The organism is Pseudonocardia asaccharolytica DSM 44247 = NBRC 16224, from assembly GCF_000423625.1.
In the GTDB taxonomy this organism is placed as follows: domain Bacteria; phylum Actinomycetota; class Actinomycetes; order Mycobacteriales; family Pseudonocardiaceae; genus Pseudonocardia; species Pseudonocardia asaccharolytica.
Genome location: NZ_AUII01000014.1, coordinates 89291 through 111651, shown reverse-complemented (window position 1 = coordinate 111651; position 22361 = coordinate 89291). Strand labels below are relative to the sequence as shown.

At 71.0% G+C, this 22361-nt stretch carries 24 protein-coding genes; 19 read left to right on the top strand and 5 right to left on the bottom strand.

Annotated elements, in window-relative coordinates; translation table 11 throughout:
- The 6 genes from G567_RS0116265 to G567_RS0116235 form a co-directional block, all read left to right on the top strand.
- Positions 1-329: IS630 family transposase (locus G567_RS0116265; RefSeq protein WP_028928952.1), on the top strand; the 329-nt coding region annotated here is incomplete at its 5' end.
- 236 nt (positions 330-565) lie between these two features.
- Positions 566-790: a hypothetical protein gene (locus G567_RS0116255; RefSeq protein WP_147201068.1), complete on the top strand. Its 225-nt coding sequence runs from the start codon at positions 566-568 to the stop codon at positions 788-790.
- Between the two features lie 230 nt (positions 791-1020).
- Complete coding sequence (gene dnaK, locus G567_RS0116250) at positions 1021-2886, top strand: molecular chaperone DnaK (protein ID WP_028930812.1); 1866 nt, start codon at positions 1021-1023, stop codon at positions 2884-2886.
- Positions 2883-3617 (top strand): nucleotide exchange factor GrpE, encoded by a 735-nt coding sequence (gene grpE / locus G567_RS29350; RefSeq protein ID WP_084796184.1) that lies wholly within the window; start codon positions 2883-2885, stop codon positions 3615-3617. Before dnaK ends, grpE begins: the two co-directional genes overlap by 4 nt.
- 24 nt (positions 3618-3641) lie before the next feature.
- Positions 3642-4844: a molecular chaperone DnaJ gene (gene dnaJ / locus G567_RS0116240; RefSeq protein WP_028930811.1), complete on the top strand. Its 1203-nt coding sequence runs from the start codon at positions 3642-3644 to the stop codon at positions 4842-4844.
- 8 nt (positions 4845-4852) lie between these two features.
- A complete protein-coding gene (locus G567_RS0116235; RefSeq protein ID WP_028930810.1) occupies positions 4853-5317 on the top strand; it encodes a heat shock protein transcriptional repressor HspR in 465 nt (154 codons plus the stop codon).
- A gap of 14 nt (positions 5318-5331) precedes the next feature.
- Here G567_RS0116235 and G567_RS0116230 read toward each other — a convergent pair whose 3' ends face one another.
- The gene (locus tag G567_RS0116230) at positions 5332-6504 is read right to left on the bottom strand and encodes a globin domain-containing protein (protein ID WP_028930809.1); all 1173 of its coding nucleotides are present in this window, start codon (positions 6502-6504) and stop codon (positions 5332-5334) included.
- A 354-nt stretch (positions 6505-6858) separates the two neighbouring features.
- On the opposite strand from G567_RS0116230, the gene clpB reads away from it, so the two are divergent.
- The 11 genes from clpB to G567_RS0116175 all read left to right on the top strand — a co-directional run bounded on the left by clpB (position 6859) and on the right by G567_RS0116175 (position 18032).
- Positions 6859-9474, top strand: a complete 2616-nt coding sequence (gene clpB / locus G567_RS0116225; protein ID WP_028930808.1) for an ATP-dependent chaperone ClpB — start codon at positions 6859-6861, stop codon at positions 9472-9474.
- A gap of 63 nt (positions 9475-9537) precedes the next feature.
- Positions 9538-9897: a YbaB/EbfC family nucleoid-associated protein gene (locus G567_RS29345; RefSeq protein WP_051233183.1), complete on the top strand. Its 360-nt coding sequence runs from the start codon at positions 9538-9540 to the stop codon at positions 9895-9897.
- A complete protein-coding gene (locus G567_RS29340) occupies positions 9894-10193 on the top strand; it encodes a type VII secretion target (RefSeq protein ID WP_037057456.1) in 300 nt (99 codons plus the stop codon). The genes G567_RS29345 and G567_RS29340 overlap by 4 nt, the downstream gene beginning before the upstream one ends.
- Positions 10190-11197 (top strand): PPE domain-containing protein, encoded by a 1008-nt coding sequence (locus tag G567_RS0116210; RefSeq protein ID WP_028930807.1) that lies wholly within the window; start codon positions 10190-10192, stop codon positions 11195-11197. The genes G567_RS29340 and G567_RS0116210 overlap by 4 nt, the downstream gene beginning before the upstream one ends.
- A 47-nt stretch (positions 11198-11244) precedes the next feature.
- A complete protein-coding gene (locus G567_RS29335; protein WP_037057455.1) occupies positions 11245-11898 on the top strand; it encodes a type III secretion system chaperone family protein in 654 nt (217 codons plus the stop codon).
- A gap of 37 nt (positions 11899-11935) precedes the next feature.
- Positions 11936-12763, top strand: a complete 828-nt coding sequence (locus tag G567_RS29330; protein WP_051233182.1) for an SDR family NAD(P)-dependent oxidoreductase — start codon at positions 11936-11938, stop codon at positions 12761-12763.
- An 11-nt stretch (positions 12764-12774) separates the two neighbouring features.
- Positions 12775-13548 carry an SDR family NAD(P)-dependent oxidoreductase gene (locus tag G567_RS0116195; protein ID WP_028930806.1) on the top strand — a complete coding sequence of 258 codons (774 nt, stop codon included), beginning with the start codon at positions 12775-12777 and terminating at the stop codon, positions 13546-13548.
- Between the two features lie 20 nt (positions 13549-13568).
- A complete protein-coding gene (gene pyrE, locus G567_RS0116190) occupies positions 13569-14129 on the top strand; it encodes an orotate phosphoribosyltransferase (protein ID WP_028930805.1) in 561 nt (186 codons plus the stop codon).
- Between the two features lie 141 nt (positions 14130-14270).
- On the top strand, positions 14271-14942 hold the full coding sequence (locus tag G567_RS0116185; protein WP_147201069.1) for a hypothetical protein: 672 nt from the start codon (positions 14271-14273) through the stop codon (positions 14940-14942).
- Positions 14939-17293, top strand: coding sequence for an AAA family ATPase (locus G567_RS29325; RefSeq protein ID WP_037057454.1), 2355 nt, complete (start codon positions 14939-14941; stop codon positions 17291-17293). The genes G567_RS0116185 and G567_RS29325 overlap by 4 nt, the downstream gene beginning before the upstream one ends.
- Before the next feature lie 67 nt (positions 17294-17360).
- Positions 17361-18032 (top strand): TrmH family RNA methyltransferase, encoded by a 672-nt coding sequence (locus tag G567_RS0116175; protein ID WP_028930803.1) that lies wholly within the window; start codon positions 17361-17363, stop codon positions 18030-18032.
- 9 nt (positions 18033-18041) lie between these two features.
- On the opposite strand, the gene G567_RS32245 is transcribed toward G567_RS0116175, so the two are convergent.
- Entirely contained in the window at positions 18042-18485 is a 444-nt protein-coding gene (locus G567_RS32245) for a DUF4262 domain-containing protein (protein WP_051233181.1), read from the bottom strand.
- 53 nt (positions 18486-18538) lie between these two features.
- On the opposite strand from G567_RS32245, the gene G567_RS0116165 reads away from it, so the two are divergent.
- Positions 18539-19606 (top strand): glycoside hydrolase family 76 protein, encoded by a 1068-nt coding sequence (locus tag G567_RS0116165; protein ID WP_028930802.1) that lies wholly within the window; start codon positions 18539-18541, stop codon positions 19604-19606.
- Here the strand turns inward: G567_RS0116165 and G567_RS0116160 are convergent.
- From G567_RS0116160 to G567_RS0116150, 3 genes are read right to left on the bottom strand one after another with little or no spacing between them, the layout of a single operon-like run.
- On the bottom strand, positions 19594-20271 hold the full coding sequence (locus G567_RS0116160; RefSeq protein WP_028930801.1) for a DedA family protein: 678 nt from the start codon (positions 20269-20271) through the stop codon (positions 19594-19596). The two genes, G567_RS0116165 and G567_RS0116160, sit on opposite strands and share 13 nt — an antisense overlap.
- Before the next feature lie 28 nt (positions 20272-20299).
- Entirely contained in the window at positions 20300-20587 is a 288-nt protein-coding gene (locus G567_RS0116155) for a hypothetical protein (RefSeq protein ID WP_147201070.1), read from the bottom strand.
- On the bottom strand, positions 20584-21183 hold the full coding sequence (locus G567_RS0116150) for a SigE family RNA polymerase sigma factor (RefSeq protein WP_245585668.1): 600 nt from the start codon (positions 21181-21183) through the stop codon (positions 20584-20586). Before G567_RS0116150 ends, G567_RS0116155 begins: the two co-directional genes overlap by 4 nt.
- A gap of 100 nt (positions 21184-21283) precedes the next feature.
- On the opposite strand from G567_RS0116150, the gene fbaA reads away from it, so the two are divergent.
- Positions 21284-22318 (top strand): class II fructose-bisphosphate aldolase, encoded by a 1035-nt coding sequence (gene fbaA / locus G567_RS0116145; protein WP_028930798.1) that lies wholly within the window; start codon positions 21284-21286, stop codon positions 22316-22318.
- The last annotated feature ends 43 nt before the right edge of the window (positions 22319-22361 follow it).

Genomic DNA, 22361 nt, shown 5'->3' with positions numbered 1-22361 from the left:
TTGACGTACACCTGGTCTGCGACAACTACAGCACCCACAAGGCGCCCGTGGTCCGTGCCTGGCTGGAGCGCCATCCGCGCTTCCACCTGCACTTCACCCCGACCTACTCGTCCTGGCTCAACCAGGTCGAACGCTGGTTCGGGCTGCTGACCGACCAACGGCTCCGCCGCGGGGTCCACAAGAACCTCCAAGCCCTCGAACGCGACATCCGGGAGTGGATCCAGAGCTGGAACGACAACCCCCGGCCCTTCGCCTGGACCAAGACCGCGGACGAGATCCTCGAACGACTCGCCGCATATCTTGACCGGATTCCTGGCGCGACTCACTAGCCCATCCCCGCGAGTCGCGGGATTCCCGCGACCGAGTCGGGCCTGCCCGGCATCGCCGCGACGGGTGGCCTCGGGTCGGTGTGCTGCGGGACCGACCGTGGCGACGAGCTCGCCGAGGTCGCGGAGCAGGCCTGCCCGGTCCAGCGGCTGATCGTGACGATGTCGCGTCCGCCCGGAGCCAGGCGGCGCAGCTGACGGTAGTGGCCCGCCGGAGTGTGGTGTCGATCAAGGCGCGGATGCGTTCGTTGAACGCCTGCGCGGCGACCGGCGAGATCGGGTCACCGCCACACAGCCTGACTCCCAAGTCCTTGCTGTGGCTGTCGAGCTTCGTCCGCAACCGGTACGCCTCCGCCAGCAGCACGGCACGCGCCTGCAGCACGGTCTCCCGGTCGATCTGCATCCGCAGGCTGTCCACGGCGGACTGGAACTGGGCCCGGCTCGACGCGGGGACACAGGCATGATCGGCAGCGTAGAGCGGCGACCGGATGCCGTGGGGCGGTTCGGAGAAGCAGGCCGCGACTCGCGCTCGGGAATCCCGCGACTCGCCGGGAACAAGGTCGGGGTGGTGTGCGTTGGGCTGGTACGAGGAAGTTGAGCGAGATCGGCTCAAGGTCGGTTTGACGGCCGGGGCGGGTCTTGTGGAGAATTGAGTCAGATCGGCTCAAGTACGCAAACCACGGAGGCAACCACCATGGCTCGTGCGGTCGGTATCGACCTCGGGACCACCAACTCCGTCGTCGCCGTCCTGGAGGGTGGCGAGCCGACGGTCATTGCGAACTCGGAGGGCTCGCGCACCACCCCGTCGGTGGTGGCGTTCGCGCGCAACGGCGAGGTCCTCGTCGGGCAGTCGGCCAAGAACCAGGCCGTGACCAACGTCGACCGGACGATTCGATCCGTCAAACGGCACATGGGCAGCAGCTGGGCCACGCCCGATATCGACGGCAAGAAGTACGCCGCACAGGAGATCAGCGCGCGCGTGCTGCAGAAGCTCAAGCGCGACGCCGAGGCCTACCTGGGTGAAGAGATCACCGACGCGGTGATCACCGTCCCGGCCTACTTCGAGGACGCGCAGCGTCAGGCCACCAAGGAGGCCGGCCAGATCGCGGGCATGAACGTCCTGCGCATCGTCAACGAGCCGACCGCCGCCGCGCTGGCCTACGGGCTGGACAAGGGTGAGAAGGAGCAGACCATCCTGGTCTTCGACCTGGGTGGCGGCACGTTCGACGTCTCACTGCTGGAGATCGGCGAGGGCGTCGTCGAGGTCAAGGCGACCAATGGCGACAACCACCTCGGCGGCGACGACTGGGACGAGCGGATCATCAGCTGGCTCGTCGACAAGTTCAAGAGCGCCCAGGGCATCGACCTGACCAAGGACAAGATGGCGATGCAGCGGCTGCGCGAGGCCGCGGAGAAGGCCAAGATCGAGCTGTCGAGCCAGTCGACCGCCACGATCAACCTGCCCTACATCACGGTCGATGCGGACAAGAACCCGCTGTTCCTCGACGAGACGCTCTCGCGCGCCGAGTTCCAGCGGATCACCTCCGACCTGCTCGACCGCACCCGGGCCCCGTTCAACCAGGTGATCAAGGACGCCAGCATCTCCGTCGGCGATATCGACCACGTGGTGCTCGTCGGCGGTTCCACCCGGATGCCGGCGGTCACCGAACTGGTGAAGGAGCTCACCGGCGGCAAGGAACCCAACAAGGGCGTGAACCCGGACGAGGTCGTCGCTGTCGGAGCGGCGCTGCAGGCCGGTGTGCTGAAGGGCGAGGTCAAGGACGTCCTGCTGCTCGACGTCACCCCGCTGTCCCTGGGCATCGAGACCAAGGGTGGCGTGATGACCAAGCTGATCGAGCGCAACACCACGATCCCCACCAAGCGGTCGGAGATCTTCACCACGGCCGACGACAACCAGCCGTCCGTGCAGATCCAGGTGTTCCAGGGCGAGCGCGAGATCGCGGCCTACAACAAGAAGCTCGGCATGTTCGAGCTGACCGGACTGCCGCCCGCCCCGCGCGGCGTGCCGCAGATCGAGGTCTCCTTCGACATCGACGCCAACGGCATCGTCAACGTCTCGGCGAAGGACCTCGGCACCGGCAAGAGCCAGGCCATGACCATCACCGGCGGATCCGCCCTGGGCAAGGACGAGATCGACCGGATGATGCGCGAGGCCGAGCAGCACGCCGAGGAGGACCGCAAGCGCCGCGAGGAGGCCGAGGTCCGCAACCAGGCCGAGACGCTCGTCTACCAGACGGAGAAGTTCGTCAAGGAGAACGAGGAGAAGCTCCCGGCCGACGTCAAGGACAGCGTGAACGGCGCGCTGGCGCAGGCGCAGGAGGCGCTGAAGGGCACCGACTCCGACGCCATCAATGCGGCCATGGAGAAGCTCGCCACCGAGTCGCAGAAGCTCGGCTCGGCGCTCTACCAGCAACAGGGCGGCGATGCTGCCGCTGCCGGGGCCGCCGGCGGTCCGAGCGGTCAGCAGACCGGCGCCGACCCGGGTGCCGACGACGTCGTTGATGCCGAGATCGTGGACGAGGGCAAGGACAACAAGTGAGCACCCACGACGGTCCCCGCGCCAACGCGGACCGCGACGGTGAGCACGAGGGCGAGCGGGTCGTGGTGCGCGATCGACGGCGCGTCGACCCGGTGACGGGCGAGGTCCGGGCCCCGGTCGGCGAGCAGCCGGCGGGGGCTCCCGGCCCGGCGCCCGAGCCCGTCGCGGACGCAGGTGCGGATTCAAGGCTGGCCGAACTGGAGAGCCAGGTCGCCGAGCGCACGGCCGATCTGCAGCGGGTCACGGCCGAGTACGCCAACTACCGGCGGCGTGTCGATCGCGACCGGGAGGGCGTGTTCGCCGGGGCCAAGGCTCAGGTTCTGTTCGAGTTGCTCAGCGTGCTCGACGATCTCGATCGGGCCGAGCAGCACGGCGACCTGAACGGCGCGTTCAAGGCGGTGGCCGACAAGCTCACCGACATCCTGACCAAGCAGGGTCTCGAACCCTTCGGCGCCGAGGGCGAGGTGTTCGACCCGACGCAGCACGAGGCGGTCCAGCACGAGGCGACGGACGCCCTCGCACCGACGATCACGGTGATCTCCGCCGTGCTCCGACGGGGCTACCGGATGGGCGATCGGCTGCTGCGGCCGGCGATGGTCATCGTTGTCGACAAGATCGACGACGGCAGCGGGGCCGGCGCCGAGAGCCCGGCGGATGCGGCCTCGGACACCAGGGATGCCCGAGATACCAGGGATGCCGCAGGCGGCGGGGCCGACCCGACGTCCCACTGAGCCACAGCACGGGAAGGAGGCGGAGTGACCCAGCGCGACTGGATCGAAAAGGACTTCTACCGCGAACTGGGCGTCGCCTCCGACGCGTCCGCGGACGAGATCAAGAAGGCCTACCGGAAGCTGGCCCGGGAGCTGCACCCGGACGCGAACCCGGGTGACGCCAAGGCCGAGGCGCGGTTCAAGGCCGTGTCCGAGGCCTACGGCGTGCTCTCGGACGAGAACAAGCGCCGCGAGTACGACGAGACGCGCGCGCTGTTCGCGGGCGGCGCCTTCTCCGGCGCCCCGGGCGCCGGAGGATTCCCCGGCGGGTTCGGTGCCGGCGCGGGCGGGCAGGCCTTCGATCTCGGAGACCTGTTCGCCCGGGCCGGTGGCCCCGGCGCCGCGTCGGGGGCCGGGGGTCTCGGCGACCTGCTCGGCGGGCTGTTCGGGGGTCGAGCAGGCGCCACCCGGACGGGGGCGAACCGCGCGCAGCGCGGTGCCGACGTGGAGAGCGAGCTGCGGATCTCGTTCGAGGACGCCGTCCGCGGCGCCGAGGTGCAGATCCGGCTGACCTCACCCGGACGATGCGAACGGTGCGGTGGCACCGGCGCCAGGCCGGGCAGCACGCCGCGCACCTGTCCGACCTGCAACGGCGTCGGGCTGGTGAGCCACAGCCAGGGCGCGTTCGCGTTCTCCGAACCATGCCAGGACTGCCGCGGCACCGGACGGCTGATCGACGACCCGTGCCCCGAATGCGGCGGCGTCGGCGTCAGCGCTCGCACCCGCACGCTGACCGTGCGGGTCCCGGCGGGTGTCGACGACGGGCAGAAGGTGCGGCTGGCCGGTCAGGGCGAGCCGGGACGCGGCGGGGCTCCGGCGGGCGATCTGTACGTCACCGTGCACGTCACCCCGCACCGGCTGTTCGGGCGCTCGGCGCGCAACGCCGACGACCTCACGATCAAGGTGCCGGTGACGTTCCCCGAGCTGGCGATGGGCACGACCCTGACGGTGCCCACGTTGGACGGGTCCGTCTCGCTGAAGGTCCCGCCCGGTACGGCGAGCGGCCGCACGCTGCGTGTGCGCGGCCGTGGGGTGCGCCGCCGCTCCGGGAAGACCGGCGACCTGCTGGTCACCCTCGAGGTCGCGGTGCCGAGCAAGCTCGACGGCGCCGCCACCGAGGCGTTGCGGGCCTACGCCGATGCGACCAAGGCATTCGATCCGCGGGCCGATCTGCTCGGCGGGAGGTGAGCGATGAGATGAGCACACGATCCCGGGACACCGGCGGCGCCGACGAGTCGCTGCCGCCGGGCGCCACCCTCGACAGCCCGGTGTTCGTGATCTCGGTGGCCGCCGAGCTGGCCGGGCTGCATGCCCAGACCCTGCGCAGCTACGACCGGCTGGGGCTGGTCAGCCCCGGCCGGACGCCGGGCGGGGGCCGTCGCTACTCGGCTCGCGAGATCGCACTGCTGCGCGAGGTGCAGCGGCTCTCCCAGGTCGACGGGGTCAACCTCGCCGGCGTGAAGCGGATCATCGAGCTCGAACGGCTGGTCGACGAGCTGCGCGGCCGGATCGCCGAGCTCACCGAGGAGCTGGCCGCCGCGGAGGCGGCCGCCCAGCAGGCCGCGGCGATGGTGCATCAGTCCTATCGACGCGATCTGGTCCCGGTCGACCGGCGGCAGGCGTTGGTGGTCTGGCGGCCGAAGCCGCGGCAGGACACCTGAGGTGAGCTGCCTTCCTACTCCATCGTGAACGGGTCGTACGTGATGCGGTCGAGCGGCGTGCCGGCGACCAGCATGCGCGACACCGTGGCCCGGATCATCGCCGGGGACCCGGACACCAGCACGTCGTGGTCGGCCCACGCACCGTAGCGGGTGACGACGTCGGCGAGGGTGCCGCGTTCGGCGCCCGACGCGCGGTCGTCCTGTTCGACGACCGGCACGACGTCCAGCCAGGCGCCTGCGTACGACAGCCTGCGCAGGGCGTCGAAGTCGTAGAGGTCCTCCCAGGTGCGGCCGCCCACGAACACCTGCGTGCGCGGCTGCCGCTGCCGCTGGCTGAGGTCATCGAGCAGCGCCTTGATCGGGGCCACCCCGGTTCCGCCCGCGACCATCAGCAGCTCGCGGTCGCTGTCGGGCCGCACGCCCATCCGGCCCATCGGGGAGCCGATCCGCCAGGTGTCGCCGACGTTGGCGTGCGCCACGATGGCCCGGCTGACCCAGCCGCCCGGAACCGCGCGGACGTGGAAATCGATGGTGCCGTCCTGGCGCGGGGCGTTGGCGGGCGACAGGTAGCGCCACAGCCGCGGACGCTGCGGCGTCTCGATGCTCAGGTACTGCCCGGCCCGGTAGGGAAGGGGTTCGCTGGTCTGCACGGTGAGCGTCGCGATGTCCCAGCCGTGCCGGGTGTGCTCGACCACCCGGCCCATCCACGATGCCGGTCCGCGCTCGGTGTCGGCCGCGGTTCGCATCGCCGTCGCGGCCAGCGCCAAGGTCTCCCGCCAGGCGTCCTCCACCTCCGGCGTCCAGGCCTCGCCGCTGACCTTCCGAATCCCGCCGACCAGCGCCGTGGTGACGGCGTCGTAGTGCTCCGGCCGCACGCCGAACTTCCGGTGGTCGCGCCCCAGCTGGTGCAGGAACGGGAGGAGCTCGTCCATGTCGTCGGTCTGGTGCGCGACATGGACCAGCGCACGGATCAGCCTGCTCCGATGCACCTCCAGGTTGACCGGGAACAGATCCCGCACCTCGGGGGCGATGTGGAACAGGATGGCGTAGAACTGGCTGCCGACCTCGTCGGCGCGAGGCTCGACGACGGCCCAGCTGCGCCGGGTGAGTTCGGTCGTGCCCGTGTCGGGGGAGGTCGTCGCACGGTCCGCGGAGAGGTCTGTCGTGAACAGTGGCTCAGCGGTCATGTCGGGCCGACACTCTCCTCGCTCGTGGTCGGTCAGGGCGGCGTCGGCGCCCGCATGGGGGTCGGAGTCACGACCCTAAACGCGCTCGGCGCTAAACCAGTCATCGTTCATCCGTTCGGGGACGGCGATCACGTGGGGTGGCACCGATGAGGCGCCAGACCGTGATCATAGCCGCTGCTCCCACCTGAGTGGCGTCTTGCGCGCACCGTGGTGATGGCGATGGATGACCCGGCGTCCCCGCGCACCGAAACCAAACCTGAGTGGAACAGACTCAACTTTTTTGACGTTGAGTACGACGACGGGCGCAGTGGTCCACTGGAGCCCAGCGACATCACGACGCAGGAGGACGCGGGGATGGACTCCTTCAACCCCACCACGAAGACCCAACAGGCGATCTCGGCTGCCGCACAGGCCGCCACCCTCGCCGGCAACCCCGACGTCGGTCCGACGCATCTGCTCGGCGCGCTGCTCGCGCAGGGCGACGGCATCGCCGCGCCGTTGCTGGCCGCCGTCGGCGCCGACGCGGCCGCCGTGCGCACCGAGCTCACCCGGCTCGGCAACCGGCTGCCCTCGGCGGCGGGCTCCACGGTCAGCGCGCCGCAGCTGTCCCGCGAGGGGCTCGCCGCGATCACCGCCGCCCAGCAGCTCGCCACCGAGATGGGCGACGAGTACGTCTCCACCGAACATCTGCTGGTCGGGCTCGCGTCCACGCCCGGCGCGGTCGCCGATCTGCTGCGCCGCCACGGCGCCACCCCCGAGGCGCTGCGCGAGGCGTTCACCAAGGTCCGGGGCAGTTCCAGGGTGACCAGCCCCGACCCGGAGGGCACCTACCAGGCCCTGGAGAAATACGGCGTGGATCTCACCGAGCGGGCCCGCAAGGGCGAGCTCGACCCGGTCATCGGCCGCGATACCGAGATCCGCCGGGTCGTGCAGGTGCTGTCGCGGCGCACCAAGAACAACCCGGTGCTCATCGGCGAGCCCGGAGTCGGCAAGACCGCGATCGTCGAGGGGCTGGCCCAGCGGATCGTGGCCGGTGACGTTCCGGAGTCGCTGCGCGGAAAGCGGGTGGTCGCCCTCGACCTCGGCTCGATGGTGGCCGGCGCGAAGTACCGCGGCGAGTTCGAGGAGCGGCTCAAGGCCGTCCTCAAGGAGATCACTGACTCGGCGGGCCAGATCATCACCTTCATCGACGAGCTGCACACGATCGTCGGGGCCGGTGCGACCGGCGAGGGTGCGATGGACGCCGGCAACATGATCAAGCCGATGCTCGCCCGCGGTGAGCTGCGGATGGTCGGCGCCACGACGCTGGACGAGTACCGCCAGCACATCGAGAAGGACGCCGCGTTGGAGCGCCGCTTCCAGCAGGTGCTGGTCGGCGAGCCGAGCGTCGAGGACACGGTCGGCATCCTGCGCGGGCTGAAGGAGCGCTATGAGGTCCACCACGGCGTCCGGATCACCGACGCCGCGCTGGTCGCCGCCTCGACGCTCTCCGATCGCTACATCACCGCGCGGTTCCTCCCGGACAAGGCGATCGACCTCGTCGACGAGGCGGCCTCCCGGCTGCGCATGGAGATCGACTCCCGGCCCGTCGCGATCGACACGGTGGAGCGGGCCGTGCGGCGGCTGGAGATCGAGGAGATGGCACTGGCGAAGGAGGACGACGAGGCGTCGCGGGAGCGGCTGGCCGCGCTGCGTGCCGAGCTGGCCGAGAAGCGGGAGGAGCTGTCGGCGCTGACCGCGCGCTGGCAGAACGAGAAGACCTCGATCGAGTCGGTCCGTGAGCTCAAGGAGCAGCTCGAGGCGCTGCGCGGGGAGTCGGAGCGGGCCGAGCGCGACGGTGATCTCGGCCGCGCCGCCGAGCTGCGCTACGGCAAGATTCCGGCGCTGGAGAAGAAGCTCGCCGAGCAGACGGCCGCGACCGCACCGGATGCCGACCTGATGCTCAAGGAGGAGGTCGGACCCGACGACGTCGCCGACGTCGTCTCGGCGTGGACCGGAATCCCGGCGGGCCGCCTGCTGGAAGGCGAGACGGCCAAGCTGCTGCGCATGGAGAACGAGCTCGGCAAGCGGGTGATCGGCCAGTCCGAGGCGGTGCGTGCGGTGTCCGACGCCGTGCGCCGGGCCCGGGCCGGTATCGCCGACGAGAACCGGCCGACCGGGTCGTTCCTGTTCCTCGGCCCGACCGGCGTCGGCAAGACGGAGCTGGCCAAGGCGCTCGCGGAGTTCCTGTTCGACGACGAGCGGGCGATGGTCCGTATCGACATGAGCGAGTACAGCGAGAAGCACAGCGTCGCGCGCCTGGTGGGGGCCCCGCCCGGCTATGTCGGTTACGACCAGGGCGGCCAGCTCACCGAGGCGGTGCGCCGGCGCCCGTACACGGTGGTGCTTTTCGACGAGGTTGAGAAGGCACACCAGGACGTGTTCGACACGCTCCTGCAGGTGCTCGACGACGGACGGCTGACCGACGGCCAGGGCCGCACGGTCGACTTCCGCAACACGATCCTGGTGTTGACCTCGAACCTCGGCTCGCAGGCGATCGCCGATCCCGGTCTGGACGACGAGGGTCGCCGCGACGCCGTCATGGCGGTCGTGCGCACCCATTTCAAGCCGGAGTTCCTCAACCGGCTCGACGACGTCGTGGTGTTCCACGCGCTGTCGACCGAGGAGCTGACGAAGATCGTCGACATCCAGCTCGGGCTGCTCGGTGAGCGGCTGGCCAGGCGCAGGCTGACCCTGGACGTGTCCGAGGCGGCCCGCGAATGGCTGGCGATGAACGGGTTCGACCCGGTGTACGGGGCGCGCCCGCTGCGCAGGCTGATGCAGGCCTCGATCGGTGACCAGCTGGCCAAGGAGCTGCTCGCGGGTGCCATCCGCGAGGGGGACAGCGTGCGCGTCGACCTCGATCCGGGCGCGGGCGGGGGTACCGGCGGGCTCGTCGTCGGGAAGGGGCTGCCGGTCGCGGCCGCCTGACCGGCGCCACGAGTCCGGGCAAAACGCCACGGCGAACGCCGCTCGTGCCTACCGTTGTCCGGCATGGACGCACCCGAGTGGCTCCCCGGCTACCGCCGGCGCACCGACGATATCGCCCGCCGCGCCGCGCAGGCGCACGCCGAGCTCGCCACCGTCCGGGCCAGCGCGAGCAGCCCGGACGGGGCGGTGACGGTCACCGTGAACCCGGCAGGCGCCCTGCAGGGACTGGCCCTCGGCCGCGCGGCCGAGGGCCTTTCCCGGGTCCAGCTCGCCGAGGCGGTGCTGGTCACCGCCCGGCGGGCGCATTCGCAGGCCGCGCAGCTGGCGGCCGCCGCGATCACCCCGCTGATCGGCGAGACCAGCGAGGCGATGCGCGTGGTGCGCTCGGCGCTGGCCGCACCGCCCTCCGGAGAAGCGCGGTGAGGGGTGGGTTCGCCGTCGACCTGACGGCGCTCGGTTCGCATGCGGGGCAGGTCGAGGTGGTGGCCGACCGGTTGGGCGCCGCCGCCGATGCGGGCAGGCCGCTCTCCCGCGACGCCTACGGCCTGATCGGGCAGATCTTCGCCGACGCCGCGGCCGAGACGGCGGCGCGGTCCTCGGTCGTCGTCTCCGTGATGGCGCGGGCCGCGACCTCGTTCGCGGACGGCGTGCGGTACTCGGGGGCGGACTACACGGCGGTGGAGCGGGGCGTCGTGACCATGTTCCGGGGGTTCCGGTGACCAACCCGCTCATCGCCGCGCCCGAGAACGAGGACGCCGAGCCCGCCAACTGGGAGGGGGCCGGCGTGTTCTCCAGCGTCGCCGACCTCACCGCGGGCCTCACCGGCGGGGACGCGCAGCTGGCGGCGTTCTCCGCGGCGGGGGCCGGCCTCGATGCGCTGGGCCTGGTCATGAACCCGCTCGGGTCGCTCCTCGAGGCCGGGATCGGTTGGCTCATCGAGCACGTCGCGTTCCTGCACGAGCCGCTCGACGCGCTCGCCGGGGACCCCACCCAGATCAGGGCCCAGGCCCGGACCTGGCACAACGTGGCGGGTGAGCTCCGCTCGGTGGTCGGCCGGTACCGCGACGAGGCCGGTGCGCTGCCGGGGTGGGAGGGCGCCGCCGCCGACGCGTACCGCGCCGCGGCCCGCTGCTACACGACCGCGCTGCGGAACATGGGAGCCCAGGCCGATGAGCTCGCGGTGCTGATCCTGGGTACCGGCGAGCTGGTGGGCACGGTGCGGGCACTCGTCCGGGACGTCGTCGCCTCGTTCGTCGCCGATCTGATCATGGTCGGGATCGGCGCGGTGGTCGCCGCGGTGGCCAGCGCGGGGACCACCCTCGCCGCGGCCGTCGCCTGGGCCGTCAACCGGGCCTGCCAGGTGGCGGCGATGATCGCGGACCGGATCGGGTCGCTGCTGGATGATCTCACCGGTCTGGCCGGTTCGCTCGGCCGGACCTGCGGGCGGCTCGACGACGTGTCCGACGCGGTCGCGCGAGGCGTCGAGCGGATCGGCGCCGGGGCGACCGGTTCCGGTGCGCTGCGGCGGCCGGCTCCCGGGGAGAATCCGCTGGGGATGTCGCCGGCCGTGGCGGGTGCCGCCGAGGAGCTCGGACGGCTGCCGGGCGCCAAGGTGGTCGTCGAGCGTGGCAAGGAGGACGCCAAGGCCGACGCGGAGCTGCGGGGGTGGCAGGCCTCCCGGCCCGCCGATGACGATCTGTTCGGGCGATACCCGTCCGGATGATCGTGGCGTTACCGGCCCCCGGGGGTCCCCGGGGCTAGGCTCCGCGCGTGGGCATCCCATCCTCGGTGTGGTTCGTCATAGCCGCGGTCGCGTTGCTGGCCGGGGGCGTTCTGCTGCTGGTCGACCGGTCGCGGGGCAGCGGAGGTATCCGCGACCGGAAGCGGTGGGCCGCGCTGCACGAGTGGGAACACGCGGACAGCGATCCGGTCCTTCCCAGCCGCTGGCGCTACGGCACGATTCACCAGGGTGGGCCCGGAGTGGCCCGAAACCTGATCAGCGGCATGGTCCCGACGCCCGACGGACCGCGCCAGGCCTACGTGTTCGACCACGAGCAGGCCGGGCGGGTCGGCTCGGTGCTCGCCGCCGTCCAGGTCCGGACCCAACTGCCCGCCGCGGTCGAGCTCCGGCTGCCGTCGGCCCCGTTGCCCGACGACGCGGGCCTGGATCTGCTGGAGCCGGTCGGCGAGCGCTACGCCTTCGTGTCCGATGCCGAGGCCGTCAAGCCGCTGCTGACCGAGCGGCTGGCCTCGGCGGGCGACGCGATCGGCGAGGACATCGAACTGCTCTGGGCCGAGGATTCCTGGGTGCTCGCGGCCGCGCCCGTCGAGGCCACGCCGGAGCGGCTGCAAGACCTGCTCGCCGATATGGCCGAGGTGGCCACGGCGCTCGAGCAGGGGCAGACGGTGCCGAAGAGTCACTGATGGAGGATTCGCCCGATTCATCCACTAGCCTCGCCGGGTGCCCATCGCTCTCATCACCGGCGGCAGCTCGGGTATCGGTACCGCCTTCGCCGACCAACTGGCCGTCGAGGGCCACGACCTGGTGCTCGTGGCCCGTGGCCGGGACCAGCTGGAGAAGGCCGCGGCCCGGCATCGAGCGCGGCACGGCGTCGCGGTCGAGCCGCTGGTCGCCGACCTGGCGGAGCCTGTCGGCCGCGCGGCCGTCGAGGCCCGGCTCGCCGACCCCGCCGCGCCGGTCGACGTGCTGGTCAACAACGCCGGCGTCGAGATCCGCGACGAGTTCGCCGAGGCCGCGCTCCCGGCCCTGCAGCGCGAGATCGACGTCAACATCACCGCGGTGCTGCGGCTGACGCATGCGGCTCTTCCGGGGATGATCGAGCGCGGTCGCGGATCGGTGATCACGGTGTCGAGCTTCTCGGGGTTTCTGCCGCCGCGCGGGTCGTCCTACGGCGCGACGAAGGCGTGGGCGATCGCGTTCACCGACACCATCGCGGCATCGCTGCAGGGCACCGGGGTGCGGATGACCGCGCTGACCCCGGGCTACGTGCGCACCAACCTCGTCGCCGAGATCCACCCCGACGCCGCGTTCCGGCAGGGCTTCCTGATCATGGATGCCGGCCGGGCCGTCGCCCGTTGCCTCGCGGACAACCGCCGAGGAAAGGTCGTCTCCGCGCCCGGGATCGTGTACCGGATGGTCAGCGGGTTCATCGAGCTGCCCCGCCGGACGCTGCGGCTGGGCGCCCGGGTCGCCGGGCGTGGCCGCACCCAGCACACGATCGCCGGGAAGAACGCCGTCGCCGGTGAGCCGCGCGCCGCCGGACACTAGTGTCTGTGGGCGTGCCCACCGCCCTGATCACCGGAGCCACTGCCGGCATCGGCGCCGCCTTCGCGGCGCGGCTGGCCGCGGACGGGCACGACCTCGTCCTGGTCGCCCGGGATGCCGACCGGCTCGAATCGTCGGCGCACCGGCTGCGCCGACGGGGTGCCTCGGTCGAGGTGTTACCGGCCGACCTCGCTGTCTCCACCGACCGGCGGCGGGTGAGCGCCCGGCTCGCCGACCCGGATCGCGCCCCGGTCGAGATGCTGGTGAACAACGCCGGGATGACCGTCGGTGACGGCTTCCTGGAGGCCGAGGCCGAGGCGTTGCAGCGCCAGCTCGATGTCAACGTCACCAGCGTGTTGCAGCTGACCAGAGCCTCGCTGCCCGGCATGGTCGGCCGCGGCCGCGGCGCGGTGGTCAACGTGGCGAGCGTGGCCGGTTTCCTGACCGGGAGCGGCTCCAGCTACACCGCCGACAAGTCGTGGGTGATCACCTTCACCGAGGGGGTGGCGGCGTCGCTCGCCGGCACCGGGGTGCAGGCGCTCGCGCTGTGTCCGGGGTTCGTCCGGACCGAGTTCCACGCCCGCGCCGGCATCGATGTCGGTGACCGGAGCGGACCGCTCTGGCTCGACGCCGAACGCGTCGTCGACGAATGCCTGGCCGATCTCGCGCGCGGCAAGGTCGTCTCGGTACCCAGCCCCCAGTACAAGGCGATCGTCGGGCTGGCGGACCTGCTGCCCCGCGGCGTGCTGCGCACGCTGATCAGCCGGTTCGACCGCGACCGTACGTGACCGCCGTCCGAGGAGGACCAGTGACCACCCCCGACACCGCCCGCAACCGGCTTGCCGCCCTGGTCCGCGACCTGGGCGTCATCCATCAGCGGGTCACGTTGGCCTCCGGGGCGGAGGCGGACTACTACGTCGACCTGCGCCGGGTCACCCTCCAGCACGAGGCCGCGCCGCTGATCGGGCGGTTGCTGCGGGTGCTCACCGCCGACTGGGACTACGAGGCGGTCGGCGGTCTGACCCTCGGTGCGGACCCGGTCGCCGCCGCCGTGCTGCACGCCGCCGCGCTCGAGCCGGACTCCCGGCCCGTCGACGCGTTCGTCGTGCGGAAGTCCACCAAGGAACACGGAATGCAGCGGCTCATCGAGGGCCCGGACGTGACCGGGCGCCGGGTGCTCGTCGTCGAGGACACCTCCACGACCGGCGGGTCGGTGCTGACCGCGGTCCGCGCCGTCCGCGACGCCGGGGCCACCGTGGTCGGCGTGGTGACCGTCGTCGACCGCAACACCGGGGCCCGGGAGGCGATCGAGGCCGAAGGGGCCCTCTACCGTTCCCTCCTCGGCCTCGCCGACCTCAACCTCCTGTGAGTGCGTAACAGTGTTCTAACACTGTTACGCACTCACGGCCGCTGTTGACGAGCCGTTTCGTGCAACCTGTTCGGTGCAGGCGCACCGGCCACTCGTGCCGCATACTTCCAAGTCACGGATAGGTCACGGCGGGGAGGACGCATGACTGTCCGGGCGGGGCGACAGCGGTTCGCGATGGCATGTGTGGCGATCGTCGCGGTCCTGCTGGCGCTGGTGGGCTGCGGGGCACCGTCGTTCACCTACGTCGCGAACTCCGCGGAGCACACCTATATCAAGGTTCCCGCGAGTTGGCGGCCGATCGACCAGCGGCAGCTCGCCGAGATCCTCGGGATCGATCCGGCCGCCGGCGACCAGGGATTCTGGATGGAGGCCTATGACGCCGACAGCCAGCCGTCGCCGTCGCATCTGTTCGGGCCGGACGCCGCGCACCCCGTCGTGTTCGTCAGCGTGCAGACCATCCCCGAGGACGTCCGCGGGCAACTGGGGCTCGATCACATCCGGGATCTCGTCTATCCGGTGTCGCCGACGGCTCGCCAGCAGCTCGAGTTCAGCGGATCGTCGACGCTGAGTGACTTCACGCTGATCACCGACGAGGTGCTCACACCCGGCCATGGGGTGCGCGGCGTGCATTCGGAGTACCAGTACCGGATCCAGGAGGGCCCGCTCCAGGTCATCGACCAGATCGGCTACCTCAACGACGACGCCAGCAAGCTCTACCTCGCCTTCGCCCGCTGTTCTGCCCAGTGCTTCCAACAGCGGGAGCAGGAGATCGAGAGCGTCATCTCCTCGTTCACCGTCCGGGAGCAGCCATGACCACTGCGGCCGCGTCGCACGCCAAGCGCAAGCCCATGCCGATGTGGGACCGGGTCCGGCTGCTGCTGCTGTTCGCGGTGGCCTTCCTGGTGATCGTGTGGGCGGCGATGGCGGACAACCCGCTGCTGCCGTTCATCGACTCGCTGCGGATCCGCCTCGTCGAATCGCAGTGGCTGCTGTGGCTGTTCGGCATCGAGCTGCTGCGCCAGGTACATTTTCTGGTGAGCGAGCACTGGTCGGCCTATCACCGGTTCTGGAACGAGAAGATCTTCGGTGGAACCGATCGTATGGTCAAGCGCCGGTTCTCCGACTGGACCCGGTTCCGGATCGGCCGGCTGCTCAAGATCGTCGCGATCATCGTGTTGTTCGCGCTGGTCGCCGCCCAGATCTTGCAGACCTCGCCGGTGTTCGCGGTGTTCCAGCTGCCGGCGCTCATCTGGTCCGCGTTGCCGTTCATCCTGCAGCTGGCGTTCGCGTTCTTCTTCATCGCGTTCCAGTTCATCGGGCTGTTCTGGTTGCTCTCGCGCGGCGGCGTCGACACCTACTACCCCGACGACATCAAGACCCGGTTCCGCGACGTCTGGGGCCAGGACCACGTCCTCGAGCGGATCAAGGAGAACATTCTGTTCCTGGAGCGGCCCGAGGAGATCGAGCGCAAGGGCGGATACGTGCCGGGCGGCATCCTGCTGTGGGGGCCCCCGGGCACGGGCAAGACGCTGATGGCCGAGGCGGTGGCGGGCGAGACCGGCAGGCCGTATGTCTTCGTCGACCCTGGCGCGTTCATCAACATGTTCATGGGCGTGGGGATCCTCAAGGTCAAGTCGCTGTTCCGGAAGCTGCGAAAGCTCGCCCTCCGGTACGGCGGCGTGATCGTCTTCTTCGACGAGGCGGACGCGCTCGGCAACCGCGGCGCGCTCGCCCAGACCGGCCCGGGTGGTCCGCGGGGGATGCGCCCGGCCCCGTTCCACGCGACGGGCTGTCACGGCTTCTCCTACCTCTCCGAGGACACCCGGCTGTTGCTGGCCCGCGAGGCGATGCGGGTCGCCGCCCCGGATCCGCCCGCGGAGCCCGCTCGGCGCAGCCGCTTCGTGATGGGTGGGCTCGGCGGCGGCGGCGCCGGCATGGGCACCCTGCAGGCCCTGCTCACGGAGCTGTCGGGGCTGAAGAAGCCGCGTGGGTTGATCAACCGGTGGGGACGCCGGGCGCTGGGCATGCGGCCCAAGCCACCGCCGCAGTACCGGATCCTGGTCATGATGGCGACCAACATGCCCGAGGCGCTGGACGAGGCGCTGCTGCGGCCCGGCCGCATCGACCGGATCTACAAGGTCGGCTACCCGAGCAAGGCCGGCCGGATCCGCACCTATGAGGGCTACTTCGCGAAGGTGCCGCACGAGATCACCGCCGCGCAGCTCGACAAGCTCGCGACGATCACCCCGTACACCACCGGCGCGACCATCAAGGACCTGGTCAACGAGGCGCTGATCATGGCGATCCGGGACAGCCGCAAGGTCATCACCTGGCGCGACGTCCTCCGGGCCAAGCAACTCAAAGACCTCGGCCCGCCCGAGGACGTCGAGTACATCGAGCGTGAGCGGCACGCGGTCGCGGTGCACGAGGGCTGTCACGCCGTCGTCGCGTTCCGGGTGCGCGAGCACATGGAGATCGACCTCGCGACGATCGAGAAGGGCAGCGACTACCTCGGGATGGTGGCCAGCATCCCGCCGGAGGACCAGTTCACCCGCTGGCGTTCGGAGTATGAGGCCGACATCCTCGTCTCGTTGGCCTCGCTGGCCGGCGAGCGGATGTTCTTCGACGGCGACAGCTCGTCCGGGGTGTCGGGCGACCTGGAGTCCGCGACGACCCTGGCCTCGTTCATGGAGGGCTTCTGGGGCATGGGCTCGACCGTGTCGTCGTACTCCACGGCGCGCAGGCTCGAGGTGGGTAGCCCCGGCGGCGGCCGCGGCGCACCGGGCAAGCACGGCGAGAGCACCGAGACGATGCTGCGCAAGGCGCTGGCCGACCGGATCGAGGACCAGCTCTCCGATCTGCTAGACCGGGCCGAGATGATCCTGCGGGACAACCGCGCGGCCGTTCTGGCGCTCGCGCACGCGCTGGAGACGCGGAAAACCCTTTCGGGTGAGGACGTCGAGGCGGTGTTGTCGGGTGCCAAGGGTCCGATGGTCGACGGGAGCGTCTACACCGATCCGGACTTCCTCGCCCGGTTGGAGGAATACCACGCGGCCGTCGTCGGGGCGCATCGCGGACACACCGGGGTGCAGATCGGGCTACCGGGCGCACAGCCCGCTCCCGTCCCCGCGAGTCGCGCTATTTCCGAGCCCGAGCCGGGGTAATCGCGCGAGCGAGTCGCGGCGGGCCCGCCGTGTTGGGCGCGCGGCACGGCAGCGGGATCATCGGAGTGTGACCGAGCAGGAGACCGTGCCCGCCGGACCGACGGAATGGACGGTGCCCGGGCAGGTGGGCGTCGGGCCGTGGCCGGGTGGGCGCGGCGCATGGCCCGATGACGAACGCTACGATCCCGCTCTGCTCGAGCACGGCGACCGGCGCAACGTGGTGGACGTCTACCGGTACTGGCGACGCGACGCTGTGGCCGCCGATCTCGCAGCCCGCGCGCACCCGTTCCACGTCGCCATCGAGAACTTCGGGCACGACCACAACATCGGGACGGTGGTGCGGACCGCCAACGCGTTCGCGGCGGCGGGGGTGCACATCATCGGGCGGCGACGCTGGAACCGTCGGGGAGCGATGGTGACCGACCGCTACCAGCAGATCCATCACCACGCCGACGTGGCGGGGCTCGTCCGGTTCGCGACCGAGCACCGGCTGGCGATCGTGGCGGTCGACAACACGCCGGGGGCGGTGCCGCTGGAGACGGCGCGGCTACCTCGGCAGTGTCTGCTGCTGTTCGGGCAGGAGGGGCCCGGCCTGACGGGCGAGGCGCGTGCCGCGGCGAGCCTGGTCGTGTCGATCGCCCAGTTCGGCTCCACCCGCTCGATCAACGCCGGGGTCGCCGCGGGTATCGCCATGCACACCTGGATCCGCGCCCATGCGGACCTCACAAGGGCCTGGTAGCCGAGTGGATCACGAGCAGCAGGGGCAGGGCCGGTCCTCTCCGGGCGTCTCGACCAGCCCGTCCTCGGGCACGACCAGCAGCACCGGGGCTGGCGGTGCGCCCGACCGCCGGTAGAGCGACTGGGCTGCGAGCAGCCAGTCGGCCGAGTCCGGAAACGCGAGTAACTGCACCCGCCCCGCCGACACCCGCGCCGCCCGGCCGGCCTCGAGCCGGGCACCCGCGGGGACCATCTCGCCCAGCTCGTTGAGGACCGTCGCGGCAGTGGCCTGGGTCGTCGCGAAGAGGATGAGCTCGGGATGGCCGAACCCGGTCAGACCGACCGTGTAGACAAACGGTGGAGAGTCCCCCTCGGCGAGCACCGCCTGCAACGCCCATCCATAGCGCCGGATGGTGTCCCGCTGCCAGGTGTCGTACTGATCGGCCTGATGGATGAATTGTTCGCTGCGGTTCATGCGGCGCAGGCTAGGCACGGACACCGACAGAACCCGGTGCGAGGATCGGAGGCATGACCCGGTGCTGGGCCGATCGCGCTGCGCTCGCCGAACGCGCCGTCACCCACCGTCACCTGCGCAGGCTCGCGGGGGTGCTGCCGGGCACCCGGATCGGCCGCGTGCGCTGGCCGCGCCGGATGCCGGCGCCGCTGTCGCCATGGCACTACTGGTGGCAGGCCCATCTGCTCGACTGCCTCGTCGATGCCCAGCTGCGGGCGCCGACGCGGCAGCGGGACGCGGCGATCGCGCAGCTGGTCCGCACGGTGCGGCTGCGCAACCTCGGCCGCTGGACCAACGCCTACTACGACGACGTCGCCTGGTTCGGCCTGGCCGTGCAGCGGGCGGGCGCGCGGGTCGGGCCCTCGGGACGGGCCGCGCTCAGCGCTGTGACCAGGCAGCTGCGGGCGGGCTGGACCTCCGACGGCGGAGGCGGGATCTGGTGGCGGCGCGGGGACGATTTCAAGAACGCCCCGGCGAACGGCCCGGCCGCCATCCTGCTGGCCCGCGGCGGGCAGCTCGGGGCGGCCGTCGAGATCACCGACTGGATGGCCGCCACCCTGGTCGATCCGGACATCGGGCTCGTCCGCGACGGCGTCCGGGTGCACCCCGACGGCTCGGTGCGCCTGGTCGAGACCGCCATCTACACCTACTGCCAGGGTGTTTACCTGGGCGCGTGCGTGGAGCTCGCTGAGCGTGACGGCGATCCGCGGTGGGTGCGCCGGGCGGCCGCGGTGCTCGCGGCCGTCGCCGAGCGGATCGCCGGCGCCGACGGGGTGATCCCCGGCGGCACCGATGCCGGCGACGGCGGCCTGTTCAACGGCATCCTCGCCCGCTATCTCGCCGAGGCGACCCTGCGCCGCCGCGAGCTGGCTGCCGACGCCGGTCGGCTGGTGCTCGCCAGCGCCGAGTCGGTGTGGGCGAACAGGGCCGAGGCCGAGGGCGGCCCGGTGTTCGCCGAGGACTGGCGCCGCCCGGCACGAATCCCCGCCCGCGACACCCCGGAGGCCGATCTGTCGGTGCAGCTGTCGGGATGGATGCTGCTGGAGGCGGCGGCCCGGCTGACGGTCGATCAGCGCAGGTGACGAGGCCCGGTGGCGGAACGGCGTGCGGCCCGGCGGGCGCGGTACATCTCGATGATGATCGGCAGCACCGAGATCAGCACGATGAGCACGAGCATGAACTCGATGTTGTCCTTGACGACGTCGAACTGGCCCAGGAAGTAGCCGAGGACGGTGACGCCCGCCGCCCAGGCGACGCCGCCGATCAGCGAGTAGGTCAGGTAGCGCCGCGCCTCCATCTGGCCGACCCCGGCCATGACCGTGATGAACGTCCGCACGATCGGGACGAACCGGCCGAGCACGATTGCCCGGTTGCCGTACCTGTCGAAGAACTCCTGGGTCTTGACCACGTGCTGGGGCTTGAACAGCCGGGACCGGGGACGGTCGAAGATGGCGGGCCCCGCGGAGCGGCCGATCCAGTATCCTGTCACGTTCCCGGCGAACGCCGCGACCACCAGGATCAGGCAGGTCAGCCATAGCGGCGCCTTGATCGAGTTGTGCGCGACGAACAGACCGGCGGTGAACAGCAGCGAGTCACCGGGCAGGAAGAACCCGATGAGCAGGCCGCACTCGGCGAACACGATCGCCGCGAGGCCGACCAGGGCCCACGGGCCCAACCACTCGATGATCGTGTCTGGTTTCAGCCACTCCGGGCCGAGCGCGAGAGTGCTGGTGGCGAGAGGCGTCACGGAACACGACGGTACCCGTCAACAGAGATCACCCGAGTGGGGGCAGCAGTCCCGGCGCGAGTACGGACAGCAGCCCGAGCGCGCAGCCGAACACCGCGCCGGCGATCAGCGCGATGAGCAACGCCCAGCCGGCCTGGGCCTGCAGGCTGCGCGCCGGGGCGTCGCGGCGCGAGCCGGGGGCAGGATTGGGCGGGGCCGACCGGAAGCCGGGCACCTGCTGCGGGGGTGGGGGCGGCGGGGCGGGGTGCCCGGCCTGCGTGGCCCGGGCTCGCAGGGCCTCGGCCAGTCGCTGCTCGGGATCGTCCATCGTGCTCATCGTCTCGTCGCTCGCCCGGCCATCGCCCTGGCCACCGCGTCCAGGGCCCTGCTCGCTGTCGACTTGACGGTACCTCGGCTGATCCCGGTCGCGTCGGCGATCTCGGCCTCGGACAACCCGCCGTAGTAGCGCAGTACCAGCACCTCGCGCTGCCGCGGTGGCAGGGTCGCCAGCGCGTCGACGACGGCCTGGTGCTCGGCCGACAGCATCGCGAGCGACTCGGCGGACCGGGCGTTGACCTGGTGCGGGGGAACGTAGTCGCGCGCCGTCCGGCGCCGGCGCAGCACCGAGCGGGACCCGTTGACGACCGCGGTGCGCAGATAGCCGAGGGCGGCCGACTCGTCGCGCAGCCCCGACCAGTTCCGATGCAGCCCGGTGAACGCCTCCTGGACGACGTCCTCCGCGGTCCCCGGTTCGTCGACGAGCAGGATCGCGAGCCGGACGAGCCGCGTCCGGTGGTCGCGGTAGAGGTCGGCGAGGGTGCGCGGGGCCGCCTGCGCGGCGGTCTCGGGCAGCGAGGGGCCTGGGCGGCTGTCGATGCGACGCAACCTGCTCAGCGTCTGCTCGACGGCGCGCTCGATCCCGTCTGCACTCACCCGGCACACCCTATCTGCGTCCGGATCCGGCACCCGGGGTATCCATCCTCGGATGGGCGATACTGGCGGCTGAAGCCGCAGACATCGAGGAGGCCGACACATGCCGATCGCCACCCCCGAGATCTACAACCAGATGCTGGACAACGCCAAGAGCAGCGGGTTCGCCTTCCCGGCGATCAACGTGACGAGCAGCGAGACGCTCAACGCCGCCCTGCGTGGTTTCGCCGAGGCGGAGAGCGACGGGATCATCCAGGTGTCCACCGGCGGTGCCGAGTTCCTGTCGGGCACGACCGTCAAGGACATGGTCACCGGATCGACCGCGTTGGCCGAGTTCGCGCACGTCGTCGCGGCGAAGTACCCGGTGAACGTCGCGCTGCACACCGACCACTGTCCGAAGGACAAGCTGGACGGCTTCGTCCGGCCGCTGCTGGCGATCAGTCAGGAGCGGGTCGCCCGCGGCGAGAACCCGCTGTTCCAGTCGCATATGTGGGACGGCTCCGCGGTCGAGCTCGAGGAGAACCTGAAGATCGCGGCAGAACTGCTGGACGAGGCGACCCGAGCCAAGATCATCCTCGAGGTCGAGATCGGTGTCGTCGGCGGCGAGGAGGACGGCGTCGCCCATGCCATCAACGAGAAGCTCTACACCACCCCGGGTGACTACGAGCGGACCGTCGAGGTTCTCGGCGCCGGGGAGAAGGGTCGTTATCTGTTGGCCGCGACGTTCGGCAACGTGCACGGGGTCTACAAACCGGGCAATGTGAAGCTGCGCCCGGAGATCCTCAAGCAGGGCCAGGAGGTGGCCTGCGCGAAGCTCGGTCTCGAGACCGGTGCCAAGCCGTTCGACCTGGTCTTCCACGGCGGCTCCGGATCGCTGCTCGAGGAGATCCACGAGGCGCTGAGCTACGGCGTGGTGAAGATGAACATCGACACCGATACCCAGTACGCCTTCACCCGGCCGATCGCCACGCATATGTTCACGAACTACGACGGCGTGCTGAAGATCGACGGCGAGGTCGGCAACAAGAAGACCTACGACCCGCGCTCCTACCTCAAGGTCGCCGAGGTCGCGATGGCCGACCGCGTGGTGCAGGCCTGCGAGAACCTGAAGTCGTCGGGCCGCACGGTCGGACGCTGACGTCCGATCGCGCGGTAGGCGGTTGCGCCGGTACCGCCTACCG

Coding starts and splice junctions, on each gene's coding strand:
- G567_RS0116185 (WP_147201069.1), top strand. CDS start 14,271: ATGACTGTCCGGGCGGGGCGACAGCGGTTCGCGATGGCATGTGTGGCG.
- G567_RS0116255 (WP_147201068.1), top strand. CDS start 566: ATGCGTTCGTTGAACGCCTGCGCGGCGACCGGCGAGATCGGGTCACCG.
- G567_RS0116155 (WP_147201070.1), bottom strand. CDS start 20,587: ATGAGCACGATGGACGATCCCGAGCAGCGACTGGCCGAGGCCCTGCGA.
- G567_RS32245 (WP_051233181.1), bottom strand. CDS start 18,485: ATGAACCGCAGCGAACAATTCATCCATCAGGCCGATCAGTACGACACC.
- G567_RS0116230 (WP_028930809.1), bottom strand. CDS start 6,504: ATGACCGCTGAGCCACTGTTCACGACAGACCTCTCCGCGGACCGTGCG.
- G567_RS29325 (WP_037057454.1), top strand. CDS start 14,939: ATGACCACTGCGGCCGCGTCGCACGCCAAGCGCAAGCCCATGCCGATG.
- dnaK (WP_028930812.1), top strand. CDS start 1,021: ATGGCTCGTGCGGTCGGTATCGACCTCGGGACCACCAACTCCGTCGTC.
- fbaA (WP_028930798.1), top strand. CDS start 21,284: ATGCCGATCGCCACCCCCGAGATCTACAACCAGATGCTGGACAACGCC.
- G567_RS29345 (WP_051233183.1), top strand. CDS start 9,538: ATGGACGCACCCGAGTGGCTCCCCGGCTACCGCCGGCGCACCGACGAT.
- G567_RS0116235 (WP_028930810.1), top strand. CDS start 4,853: ATGAGCACACGATCCCGGGACACCGGCGGCGCCGACGAGTCGCTGCCG.
- clpB (WP_028930808.1), top strand. CDS start 6,859: ATGGACTCCTTCAACCCCACCACGAAGACCCAACAGGCGATCTCGGCT.
- G567_RS0116165 (WP_028930802.1), top strand. CDS start 18,539: ATGACCCGGTGCTGGGCCGATCGCGCTGCGCTCGCCGAACGCGCCGTC.